This is a genomic window from Streptomyces nanshensis (genome assembly GCF_001751255.1).
GTDB lineage: Bacteria > Actinomycetota > Actinomycetes > Streptomycetales > Streptomycetaceae > Streptomyces > Streptomyces nanshensis_A.
In genome coordinates this window covers 1-11559 of sequence record NZ_LJGW01000378.1, presented here as the reverse complement: position 1 = coordinate 11559, position 11559 = coordinate 1, and the positions used below count along the sequence as shown (strand labels likewise).

General features: G+C 69.9%; 12 protein-coding genes. 2 read left to right on the top strand and 10 right to left on the bottom strand.

What is annotated here, in order from left to right; translation table 11 throughout:
* The 5 genes from nuoE to AN218_RS23280 all read right to left on the bottom strand — a co-directional run.
* On the bottom strand, positions 1-727 hold a 727-nt coding region (nuoE, locus tag AN218_RS23300; RefSeq protein WP_171908773.1), incomplete at its 3' end, for an NADH-quinone oxidoreductase subunit NuoE.
* A complete protein-coding gene (locus AN218_RS23295) occupies positions 724-2061 on the bottom strand; it encodes an NADH-quinone oxidoreductase subunit D (RefSeq protein ID WP_070018863.1) in 1338 nt (445 codons plus the stop codon). The genes AN218_RS23295 and nuoE, both read right to left, overlap by 4 nt.
* The gene (locus AN218_RS23290; protein WP_070018862.1) at positions 2061-2852 is read right to left on the bottom strand and encodes an NADH-quinone oxidoreductase subunit C; all 792 of its coding nucleotides are present in this window, start codon (positions 2850-2852) and stop codon (positions 2061-2063) included. Before AN218_RS23290 ends, AN218_RS23295 begins: the two co-directional genes overlap by 1 nt.
* Positions 2853-2940: 88 nt before the next feature.
* The gene (locus tag AN218_RS23285; protein ID WP_070018861.1) at positions 2941-3495 is read right to left on the bottom strand and encodes a NuoB/complex I 20 kDa subunit family protein; all 555 of its coding nucleotides are present in this window, start codon (positions 3493-3495) and stop codon (positions 2941-2943) included.
* 13 nt (positions 3496-3508) lie between these two features.
* A complete protein-coding gene (locus tag AN218_RS23280; protein WP_070018860.1) occupies positions 3509-3868 on the bottom strand; it encodes an NADH-quinone oxidoreductase subunit A in 360 nt (119 codons plus the stop codon).
* Between the two features lie 895 nt (positions 3869-4763).
* On the opposite strand from AN218_RS23280, the gene AN218_RS23275 reads away from it, so the two are divergent.
* Entirely contained in the window at positions 4764-5534 is a 771-nt protein-coding gene (locus tag AN218_RS23275) for a C40 family peptidase (protein ID WP_070018859.1), read from the top strand.
* Positions 5535-5729: 195 nt separating this feature from the next.
* Here the strand turns inward: AN218_RS23275 and AN218_RS23270 are convergent, their stop codons facing one another.
* From AN218_RS23270 to AN218_RS23250, 5 genes are all read right to left on the bottom strand, one after another.
* Positions 5730-7013 carry a geranylgeranyl reductase family protein gene (locus tag AN218_RS23270; RefSeq protein ID WP_070018858.1) on the bottom strand — a complete coding sequence of 428 codons (1284 nt, stop codon included), beginning with the start codon at positions 7011-7013 and terminating at the stop codon, positions 5730-5732.
* 86 nt (positions 7014-7099) lie between these two features.
* Complete coding sequence (locus tag AN218_RS23265) at positions 7100-7792, bottom strand: demethylmenaquinone methyltransferase (RefSeq protein ID WP_070018857.1); 693 nt, start codon at positions 7790-7792, stop codon at positions 7100-7102.
* Positions 7789-8757, bottom strand: coding sequence for an alpha/beta hydrolase fold domain-containing protein (locus tag AN218_RS23260; RefSeq protein ID WP_070018856.1), 969 nt, complete (start codon positions 8755-8757; stop codon positions 7789-7791). The genes AN218_RS23265 and AN218_RS23260 overlap by 4 nt, the downstream gene beginning before the upstream one ends.
* 132 nt (positions 8758-8889) lie before the next feature.
* Positions 8890-10086 (bottom strand): cyclic dehypoxanthinyl futalosine synthase, encoded by a 1197-nt coding sequence (mqnC, locus tag AN218_RS23255; protein WP_070018855.1) that lies wholly within the window; start codon positions 10084-10086, stop codon positions 8890-8892.
* A gap of 74 nt (positions 10087-10160) precedes the next feature.
* A complete protein-coding gene (locus AN218_RS23250; RefSeq protein ID WP_171908772.1) occupies positions 10161-11033 on the bottom strand; it encodes a menaquinone biosynthetic enzyme MqnA/MqnD family protein in 873 nt (290 codons plus the stop codon).
* Positions 11034-11319: 286 nt separating this feature from the next.
* On the opposite strand from AN218_RS23250, the gene AN218_RS23245 reads away from it, so the two are divergent.
* Complete coding sequence (locus AN218_RS23245; protein WP_070018854.1) at positions 11320-11523, top strand: cold-shock protein; 204 nt, start codon at positions 11320-11322, stop codon at positions 11521-11523.
* Positions 11524-11559: the final 36 nt, after the last annotated feature.

The window sequence follows — 11559 nt, the reverse complement described above, 5'->3', positions numbered from 1 at the left end:
CGAGCCGGTTGGCGGGCGCCTCGCCGCGGGCCAACCGCAGTCCGGCGATGGACGGTTCACCGCCGCCGCCGGTGGCCTCGGCGGCGCCGGGGCGCTCGTCGGGGAAGCCGGCGAGGATGCGCGCGGTCTGCTTGAAGCTGCACAGCGGGGCGCCGCGGGTGGGGGCGACCTCGCGTCCGGCGCGCAGGTCGTCGACGAGCTGCCGTGCCGACTCGGGCGTCTGGTTGTCGAAGAACTCCCAGTTGACCATCACGACGGGGGCGTAGTCGCAGGCCGCGTTGCACTCGATGTGCTCCAGCGTGACCGTGCCGTCCTCGGTGGTCTCGTTGTTGCCGACCCCGAGGTGCTCCTTGAGGTCGTCGAAGATGGCGTCGCCGCCCATCACCGCGCAGAGCGTGTTGGTGCACACGCCGACCTGGTAGTCGCCGGAGGGCTTGCGCCGGTACATCGAGTAGAACGTCGCGACGGCGTTCACCTCGGCCGTCGTCAGATCGAGCATCTCCGCGCAGAACCGCTGCCCGGTGGGCGTGACATGGCCCTCCTCGGACTGCACGAGGTGCAGCATCGGCAGCAGCGCGGAACGGCTGTCGGGGTAGCGGGCGACGATCGCGCGCGCGTCCGGCTCCAGCCGCTCCCGTACATGGGCCGGGTACTCCGGCGGCGGCATCGCGGGGATGCCGAGCATCGGTGCGTCGGGGGCGCTGCCCCTCTCGGGCGCGGTGGTCATCGGTCGACGCCTCCCATCACGGGGTCGATGGAGGCCACGGCCACGATGACGTCGGCGACCTGGCCGCCTTCGCACATCGCCGCCATGGCTTCGAGGTTGGTGAAGGAGGGGTCGCGGAAGTGCACGCGGTACGGGCGGGTGCCGCCGTCGCTCACCGCGTGCACGCCCAGTTCGCCCTTCGGGGACTCCACCGCCGCGTACGCCTGTCCCGGCGGGACGCGGAAGCCCTCGGTGACGAGCTTGAAGTGGTGGATCAGGGCCTCCATGGAGGTGCCCATGATGTTCTTGATGTGGTCCAGCGAGTTGCCGAGACCGTCGGGGCCCAGCGCCAGTTGCGCGGGCCAGGCGATCTTCTTGTCGCCGACCATGACCGGGCCCGGCTCCAGGCGGTCGATGCACTGCTCGATGATCCGCAGCGACTGGCGCATCTCCTCCAGGCGCAGCATGAAGCGCCCGTAGGAGTCGCAGGTGTCGACGGTCGGCACCTCGAAGTCGTAGGTCTCGTAGCCGCAGTACGGCTGCGACTTGCGCAGGTCGTGCGGCAGCCCGGCGGAGCGCAGGATCGGCCCGGTCGCGCCGAGCGCCATGCAGCCGGCCAGGTCGAGGTAGCCGATGTCCTGGAGGCGGGCCTTGAAGACGGGGTTGCCGGAGCACAGCGCGTCGTACTCGGGCAGGTTCTTCTTCATCTTCTTCAGGAACTCGCGCAGCGCGTCGACCGTGCCGGGCGGCAGGTCCTGGGAGAGGCCGCCCGGGCGGATGTACGCGTGGTTCATCCGCAGACCGGTGATCAACTCGTACAGGTCCAGGACGAGTTCGCGGTCGCGGAAGCCGAAGATCATGACGGTGGTCGCGCCCAGCTCCATGCCGCCGGTGGCGATGGCCACCAGGTGCGAGGAGAGCCGGTTGAGCTCCATCATCAGTACGCGGATGACGTTGGCGCGGTCGGGGACCTCGTCCTCGATGCCGAGCAGCTTCTCGACCGCCATGCAGTACGCCGTCTCGTTGAAGAACGGCGTGAGGTAGTCCATGCGCGTCACGAACGTCGTGCCCTGCGTCCACGTCCGGTACTCGAGGTTCTTCTCGATGCCGGTGTGCAGATACCCGATGCCGCAGCGGGCCTCGGTGACCGTCTCGCCGTCGATCTCCAGGATCAGCCGCAGCACTCCGTGCGTGGAGGGGTGCTGCGGGCCCATGTTGACGATGATCCGCTCGTCGTCGCTGCGCGCGGCGGCGGCTGCGACCTCGTCCCAGTCGCCCCCGGTGACGTCGTAGACGGTGCCCTCGGTGGTCTCGCGGATGCCCGCGGGTGCGTGGGCGGATGTTGGCGTGCTCATCAGCTGTACGACCTCCGCTGGTCGGGAGCCGGGATCTGGGCGCCCTTGTACTCGACGGGGATGCCGCCGAGCGGGTAGTCCTTGCGCTGCGGGTGGCCCTGCCAGTCGTCGGGCATCATGATCCGCGTCAGCGCGGGGTGGCCGTCGAAGACGATGCCGAAGAAGTCGTACGTCTCGCGCTCGTGCCAGTCGTTGGTCGGGTAGACCTCGACGATCGAGGGGATGTGCGGGTCGCTGTCCGGCGCGCTGACCTCGATGCGGACGATCCGGTTGTGCGTGATCGACCGCAGGTGGTTCACGGTGTGCAGCTCGCGCCCCTTGTCGCCGGGGAAGTGCACGCCGCTCACGCCGGTACACAGCTCGAAGCGGAGCGCCGGGTCGTCCCGCAGGGTCCGTACGACCTGGACGAGGTGCTCGCGGGCCACGTGGAAGGTGAGTTCGCCGCTGTCGACCACGGTCTTCTCGATGGCCTCGCCGGGCGCCAGGCCCTGTTCCTCCAGAGCGCCTTCGAGTTCGTCCGCGATCTCGTCGAAGTCACCGTGCGCGGCACGGCCGTTCGGGCCGCCGTAGGGGCGGTGGCTCGCGCCGGGCAGCCGGACCGTACGGACCAGACCGCCGTAACCCGAGGTGTCGCCGCCGTTGTTGGCGCCGAACATGCCGCGGCGGACGCCGATGATCTCGCCCGGGTCCTGGCGCGGCGCGGGGACCGAACCGCCCCCGTTCTCGGCGCCGTCGGTCTCGTCGGCGGCACCCTCGCCGTTGCCGTTGCCGTTGGCCTTCTTCTCGGTCACTGCGTCCCCCTGTTCGCTTCTCCGCTCGCGCGGCGCAGAAGTACAGGCATCGTGATCCTCGGCAGCCCGGCGGCCGCACGTGCGTCGCTCACCGGAGCAGCCCCTTCATCTCGATCGTCGGCAGGGCCTTGCGGGCCGCCTCCTCCGCCTCGCGGGCGGCCTGCTCGCGGTTGACGCCGAGCTTCTCGCCCTTCACGTGCTCGTGGAGCTTGAGGATGGAGTCGAGGAGCATCTCGGGACGCGGCGGGCAGCCGGGCAGATAGATGTCGACCGGCACGATGTGGTCGACGCCCTGCACGATCGCGTAGTTGTTGAACATCCCGCCGGACGAGGCGCACACGCCCATGGAGATGACCCACTTCGGGTTGGGCATCTGGTCGTAGACCTGCCGCAGCACCGGAGCCATCTTCTGGCTGACGCGGCCCGCCACGATCATGAGGTCGGCCTGCCGCGGCGATCCGCGGAAGACCTCCATGCCGAAGCGGGCGAGGTCGTAGCGGCCCGCGCCCGTCGTCATCATCTCGATGGCACAGCAGGCGAGTCCGAACGTCGCCGGGAACATGGACGACTTGCGCACCCAGCCCGCGGCCTTCTCGACGGTGGTCAGCAGGAAGCCGCTCGGCAGCTTCTCTTCGAGTCCCATTGCGTACCTGCCCCTAATCCCATTCCAGGCCGCCGCGCCGCCAGTCGTAGGCGTACGCGACGCCGATGAGGGCGACGAAGACCAGCATTTCGGCGAGGCCGAAGAGCCCGAGGGAGTCGAAGTGGACCGCCCACGGGTAGAGAAAGACGATTTCGATGTCGAAGACGATGAAGAGCATCGCCGTCAGGTAGTACTTGACCGGGAATCGCCCGCCGCCGGCCGGCTGCGGAGTGGGCTCGATGCCGCACTCGTACGCCTCCAGCTTGGCCCTGTTGTAGCGCTTGGGGCCGATGACCGATGCCGCGACCACGGAGAAGATCGCGAAGGCCGCCGCGATGGCTCCCAGTACAAGGATTGGCGTGTAGGCGTTCACCGCTCCCCGCTCCTTCCAGTCGACACTGGAACCCTCACGGACCGGTGGGCCCGCAGGGACCGTCGACGCTGACTGCCCGCTGTCCGCCGGGCGAATGTCCCGTCCTTCACACGAAGATCGCTTCTATGTGAGGCAGTTCACAAGCCCTTGCGGGAGGCATCCTATGCCTGGGGCTTGTGATCTGCGACACGGGGTCCGGACAAGGGTTTGTGATCTCCAACACGCGAGGTGGAAGTCCCACGTCAGAGGGATGTCGATCTTCAACTGGGCGGTCTCGCAAGGCCTTTCGGCACGAGCGCCGCCGAAGACCGGAACGGAACGCGGAAGCGCTGTGACGGCGCCATGAAGGGACGTACGGACGACCGCGCGCACGGAGCCCGTTCCACCGCCGTCTCCCCAACCGATATCCGAACGAGACCCCCATGCAGCAGGAACGAGACCGCCGGGGAGGGTTACGGGCGCCCCGCACCGGACAGTCCGCAGAGGAGAGCCGCGACGCGGGGAGGGCCTGCGGTTCGTGAACGCCGGCACAAACCTCCCCGTCGAGGATCACCTTCTTCACGGTTCGCACACCCTCTCCTCGGCATCCAAAAGGGATGACGAGGACTCAATCGCCCATTCATGAACAGACTTCACCGGCGCGATGTGACGTACACCACACGCCCGGATGGCAGCTCCTGCCATCTTTGCGTGCTCGCACGTGGGGTGATATGCGCCCGACGAGGGCAGCGGAGGGGGTCAACTCCGTGGTCACACAGGCCTAGTTGGGATTTTCCCGTGACCGTACCGAGACATTGCGAAGATCGTCTTCGCCTCAACTGAACGCTTCCCGCGTTGTTGTGGCACATCGCACGATCTTTGAACGGATCATCCTCACCCTGCTATCCATTTCCTCATGTCCCGGAACGCGCACATACCCAGACACCGGAAACCCCGCAGCAGCAACGTCAACAAGGCGCTGCGCGCGGGGGCGACCGGTGGCGTCTTGGGAGCGGTCGCCCTCACCACGGCGATCTCTCCGGCGTCCTCGGCGGCCGAGAAGAAGGACGAAGCCTCCGAGACCGTCGAGATGGCTGCGGTCGGCTCCGTAGAGAAGTCGACCTCCGAGGCAGCGGACTCCCTCGAGACCAACGCACTCCAGCGTCAGGTCACCCACGCCGAGTCCAAGGCCACCGACAGCGCACAGGACGCGGCGAAGCAGGCCGAGAAGAAGGCACAGGCCGCCAAGCGGAAGGCAGAGGCCGCCCGCAAGGAGGCCGCAGCCACCCGTGCCTCACGTACCAGCGAGCGCACCGCGCTCCCCTCCGCGAGCGGCAACGTCGCGGGGATGATCAGCTTCCTCAAGTCCCAGGTCGGCAAGCCGTATGTGCTCGGCGCCAGCGGCCCCTCCTCCTACGACTGCTCGGGACTGACCCAGGCCGCCTACAAGCAGCTCGGGGTCAGCCTGCCGCGCACCTCGCAGGAGCAGTCCACGCACGGCACCCCCGTCTCCATGGACGCGCTCCAGGAGGGCGACATGCTCTACTGGGGCGGCGCCGGCAGCGCGTACCACGTGGGTGTGTACGTGGGCGGCGGCAAGTTCATCGGCGCGCAGAACAGCTCAACGGGCGTCGTGGAGAAGACGCTCGACTACGACCCGCCCTCCGGAGCGGTCCGGCTGGGGTGACGGCTGCGGCCACGTCTGCGGCCGCGGCCGCGGCCGCAGACGTACGCGCGTACGGCACAGGGCAGCCGCACCGCGCCCAGCACCGACTGCAAGGCAGCACGCACCCGCTCAGACATCGACGAAGGCCCCACCGTGCACCGGTGGGGCCTTCGTCGGTTCGTCGTAGTTCCGGCGTCGGCCGGAGCACGGGCCGCGCTACGCGCGCGGCGCGACCTTGCTGAGGCCGTTGATGACCCGGTCCATCGCGTCGCCGCCCGCCGGGTCCGTCAGGTTGGCGAGCATCTTCAGGGCGAAGCGCATCAACAGCGGGTGGGACAGGCCGCGTTCGGTCGCCACCTTCATCACCTTCGGGTTGCCGATCAGCTTCACGAAGGCGCGGCCCAGCGTGTAGTAGCCCCCGTAGGTCTCCTTGAGGATCTTCGGGTAGCGCCGCAGGGCCAACTCCCGCTGGGCGGGCGTCGCGCGGGCCTGCGCCTGGACGATGGTCTCCGCCGCGATGACGCCCGACTCCATGGCGTACGCGATGCCTTCGCCGTTGAACGGGTTCACCAGGCCGCCCGCGTCGCCGACGAGCAGCAGTCCGCGCGTGTAGTGCGGCTGCCGGTTGAAGGCCATCGGGAGGGCGGCGCCGCGGATCGGGCCCGTCATGTTCTCCGGGGTGTAGCCCCACTCCTCGGGCATGGAGGCCGTCCACGCCTTGAGGATCTCCCGCCAGTCCAGCTCCTTGAAGTCCTCGGAGGTGTTGAGGACGCCGAGGCCGACGTTGCTCGTGCCGTCGCCCATGCCGAACACCCAGCCGTAGCCGGGCAGCAGACGGTCCTGCGCGCCGCGGCGGTCCCACAGCTCCAGCCAGGACTCCAGATAGTCGTCGTCGTGCCGGGGCGAGGTGAAGTACGTACGGACGGCGACGCCCATCGGGCGGTCCTCGCGCCGGTGCAGGCCCATCTTCAACGACAGGCGCGTGGAGTTGCCGTCGGCGGCGACGACGATCGGGGCGTGGAAGGTGACGGGGGTCTTCTCCTCGCCGAGCTTCGCGTGGACGCCCGTGATGCGGCCGCCCGCGTCGAGGATCGGCTCGCCGACGTTGCAGCGCTCGTACATCTGGGCGCCTGCCTTCTCGGCCTGCCGGGCGAGCTGTTCGTCGAAGTCGTCGCGCTTGCGCACGAGTCCGTAGTCCGGGTAGCTGGCCAGCTCCGGCCAGTCCAGTTCGAGCCGCTGTCCGCCGCCGATGATGCGCAGGCCCCGGTTGCGGAGCCAGCCGGCCTCCTCGGAGACGTCGATGCCCATGGCGACGAGCTGCTTGGTCGCGCGCGGCGTGAGGCCGTCGCCGCACACCTTCTCGCGGGGGAAGGCGGTCTTCTCCAGCAGCAGCACGTCCAGGCCGCTGCGGGCCAGGTGGTAGGCGGTGGTGGCCCCGGCGGGGCCGGCACCTACGACGATCACATCGGCGGTCCGCTCGGAGGTGACGGTGTCAGTCACAAGGACTCCCGCTAAGGCTGGGTACTGGGCAGGTGCAGTCTAAGAGGGCGGCCCGCCGCACACGGTGCCGCTCCCCTCGGCGGACGCTACGGACGTACGCCGCGGTGCAGGGCCACCACGCCTCCGGTCAGGTCCCGCCAGGCCACCTTCGCCCAGCCCGCGTCCTGCAACTGGCGGGCGAGCGCGGGCTGGTCGGGCCAGGCGCGGATCGACTCGGCGAGGTAGACGTAGGCGTCGGGGCTGGAGGAGACGGACCGGGCGACCGGCGGCAGCGCCCGCATCAGGTACTCGGTGTAGACGGTGCGGAACGGCGCCCACGTGGGGTGGCTGAACTCGCAGATGACGATGCGTCCGCCGGGCGCGGTGACGCGCAGCAGCTCCCGCAGGGCGCCGTCGGTGTCGTGCACGTTCCGCAGACCGAAGGAGATCGTCACCGCGTCGAACACCCCGTCGCGGAACGGCAGTCGGGTCGCGTCGCCCGCGGTGAAGGGCATCCACGGGTGCCGCTTCTTGCCCTCCGTCAGCATCCCCAGGCTGAAGTCGCACGGCACCGCGTAGGCGCCCGCCTCGACGAACGGCTGCGAGGAGGTGCCCGTACCGGCGGCCAGATCGAGCACCCGCTCCCCCGGCCGCGCCTCCACGGCGCGGGCGACGGCCCGCCGCCACAGCCGCGTCTGCCCGAGGGAGAGCACGTCGTTGGTGATGTCGTACCGCGCGGCGACGTCGTCGAACATCGCGGCGACTTCGTGCGGCTGCTTGTCCAGGGATGCGCGGGTCACCGCTCCATTGTGTCGCCCTGCCGCGGCGGGTGCGGCGGCGGGGTGGGAAGCCGGCCGTCGATCCGGTCGCGCAGCCAGGAGCGGGCGTCGCGGAGCGCCGTGGCGGCCAGTGCCGTGGGGTGGCCGGTGAAGCCGTGCGGGCACGCGGGATAGACGCGGATCTCGACGTCGTTGCCGGCCGCCGACAGCCGTCCCGCCATCGCCAGGTTGTCCTCCAGTAGTACGTCCTCGCTGCCGACGATCAGCAGCGTCGGCGGAAGCCCGTCCAGGGCGCCGTAGACGGGAGAGACGTCGGGAACGGTGCGGTCCCCGGCATGGCCCGCGTACGCCTGGAGGAAGTACTCGTCCGCGATCCGGCGGCCCGCCGGGGTCCGTGCGCTCAGGTCGTAGGTGCCGAACTGGAGGACGGCACCGGCGAAATGAGCGACGGCGCCCGCGTCCCGGAGCCGGAGCAGGGTCGCCAGCGCGAGGGTGGCTCCGGCGGAGTCGCCGCCGATCGAGAGGCGGGACGTGCCGAAGCGGGCCCGGGCCACGTCGAGCAGCCAGAGCGCCGCCGCCTCGCAGTCGTCGGGCGCAGCGGGCCAAGGGTGTTCCGGGGCCAGCCGGTAGTCGACGCTGACGACGGCGAGCCGCAGGGCGTCCGCGAGCGCGCGGTTGCGGCGGTCTCCGCGTGCCGCGGAGTCCATGAAGAAGCCGCCGCCGTGGATGTCCAGATGGACGCCGCGGGGCGGACCGCCGGCGGGCGTGAACACCCTGACGGGGACGCGTACTTCGCCGGCCCCGGCCGTCTCTTCGACGGCGGGCGGGTCGGCGGCGCCGGGAGCGGACCGCTGCGCCCGTGCCCGCCGTAGCTCCGCCGGGCCGCCGGGGCCGCGGCCCGGTGTCCTCGACGCGTAGAACTCACGGGCCGCCTCGACCTGTTCGGCGGGCACGTCGGCCAGCAGCGCGTCCAGCGTGAGTCGCACGCGTCCTCCCCTTCTCTTCTCCCGGGCCCGTCGACGTACGCAACGGCCCCCGCACGGCGCCGCGTTCACGAGCCGCGGTGCGTACGGGGGCCGCTGGAACGTCAGGGGCTCAGGGAGCCACCGGAGACCGCGCTACTTCGCCTCGATCAGGTTGAGTTCGGGGTGGGCGCTGCCGCCCTCGATCGCCGTGGACGAGAAGTGCGAGACGACACGGTCGTCCGAGGGGTCCTCGGCCGGGTCCTCGTGCACGACCAGGTGCTCGTACGTCGTGCTCCGCTGCGCCGGCACCCGGTCCGCCGCGCGGATCAGGTCGAGCAGCTCCATCCGGTTCGACCGGTGCTTCGCGCCCGCCGAGGAGACGACGTTCTCCTCCAGCATCACCGAGCCCAGGTCGTCGGCACCGTAGTGCAGCGAGAGCTGGCCGGCCTCCTTGCCCGTGGTGAGCCAGGAGCCCTGGATGTGGGCGACGTTGTGCAGGAAGAGCCGCGCGATCGAGATCATCCGCAGGTACTCGAAGAGCGTGGCCTGCGTGCGGCCCTTCAGATGGTTGTTCTCCGGCTGGTACGTGTACGGGATGAAGGCGCGGAAGCCGCCGGTGCGGTCCTGTACGTCGCGGATCATCCGCAGATGCTCGATGCGCTCGGCGTTGGTCTCGCCGGTGCCCATCAGCATCGTCGACGTGGACTCGACGCCGAGGTCGTGCGCGGTCTCCATGATCTCCAGCCAGCGCTCGCCGGACTCCTTGAGCGGGGCGATCGCCGTGCGCGCCCGCGCCGGGAGCAGCTCCGCGCCGGCGCCCGCGAAGGAGTCCAGCCCGGCGGCGTGGATGCGGCGGATGGCCTCCTCGGGGGTCACGCCGGAGATCTTCGCCATGTGCTGGACCTCGGAGGCGCCCAGCGAGTGGATCACCAGCTCCGGGAAGCGCTCCTTGATCGCCGCGAAGTGCTCCTCGTAGTACTCCACGCCGTAGTCCGGGTGGTGGCCGCCCTGGAACATGATCTGGGTGCCGCCGAGTTCGACCGTCTCGGCGCAGCGGCGCAGGATGTCGTCGAGGTCGCGCGTCCACACGTCGTCGCTCTTCGGCGAGGCGTAGAAGGCGCAGAACTTGCACGCCGTGACGCAGGAGTTGGTGTAGTTGATGTTCCGCTCGATGATGTACGTCGCGATGTGCTCCGTACCCGCGTAGCGCTTGCGGCGCGCGGCGTCGGCCGCCGCCCCGAGGGCGTGCAGCGGCGCGGAACGGTACAGGTCGAGCGCTTCCTCGGGGGTGATTCGGCCGCCCTCGGCAGCACGGTCGAGCACGGCCTGACGGTCGGCGTTATCGGGCACCGGGGCGTCCCTCCGGGGGTGGCTGGCGGCTTTTCCCTTGCCGGGCCAGCGTACGACAGGGGCCCGCGGCGGGCTCAGGTGCGCTCGGGTGCGTGCAGCAGGTCGACGCGTACGTCCGCGGGGTAGTCGCCCGCGGCGGCGGTACGGCGTACGAACTCGGCGACGCCCTGGAGCTGCTGCGCCCCGAGGCGGAAGTCCAGCGTGGTGAAGTACCGCTCCAGCACCGGGGGTTCGAAGACCTCCCAGCGCGCCGCGTGCTCGGCGACCTTCGCGACCTCCTCCAGGGCGAGGTCGCGGGAGGCGAGGAACGCGCGGTGCACCTCGTCCACCGTCTCGGGGTGCCGTTCCAGATAGTCGCGGCGCACGGCCCATACGGCCATGACGAACGGCAGCCCCGTCCACTCCTTCCACAGGTCGCCCAGGTCGTGGACGGCCAGGCCCGCTTCGGGCAGATGACGCAGATACGCGCGCAGTCCGAGGTCGCCGATGACGACGGCGGCGTCGGCCTCGCGCATCATCCGCGCGAGGTCGGGCTCGCAGGTGTAGTAGTCGGGGCGCACGCCGAACCGCTCGTCGAGCAGCAGCCGCGCCAGCCGTACGGACGTGCGTGACGTGGAGCCGAGGGCCACCCTCGCGCCGTCCAGTTCCTCCAGCGGCACCCGCGAGACGATCTCGCAGGACATCACCGGGCCGTCGCAGCCGACGGCGATATCCGGGAGCGCGACGAGCTGATCGGCGTTCCGCAGGAATTCGACGAGGGTGATGGGCCCGATGTCGAGATCGCCGTTCACCAACTGGTCGCTCAGCTTTTCGGGGGTGTCCCGGGTGAGCTCGAGATCCAGCAGCGAGCCGGTGTGCACGAGGCCCCAGTAGAGGGGCAGGCAGTTGAGGAACTGGATGTGCCCCACCCGCGGGCGGGATGCGGCAACCCTCGGAATCTCAGTCACACCCTGGAGAGTACGCCGGGTCTCCGTGCGGTCCGGCAACGGCCCTTCCGGGCGCGTACGGCGCCGCTACGGGGGGCGGCGGCGGGGCGGGAACGGGGCAGCGCAGAGCCGAGATCGTCGACCCTTCCCCGGCACGCGGCACCGTGCTAGTCTCGCTCGCAAGTTGCAGTTTGGTTTCCTTGCAGTACAGAGCCTGCGGAGCATGTGACCGCGGGCTCTCGTCGTTTTCAGACTTCTTAGCGGGGTTCTGGGAGCAGGGCGACCCTTATAGGCCCAAGGAGGGCTTATGGCTACCGGAACCGTCAAGTGGTTCAACGCTGAAAAGGGCTTTGGCTTCATCGCCCAGGACGGCGGCGGTCCCGATGTCTTCGTCCACTACTCCGCGATCAACGCGACCGGTTTCCGCTCCCTGGAGGAGAACCAGGTCGTGACGTTCGACGTGACGCAGGGCCCGAAGGGCCCGCAGGCTGAGAACGTGACAGCTCAGTGAGCTGAGTCGCACCACCAAGGAGCCCCCGCCGGGAGA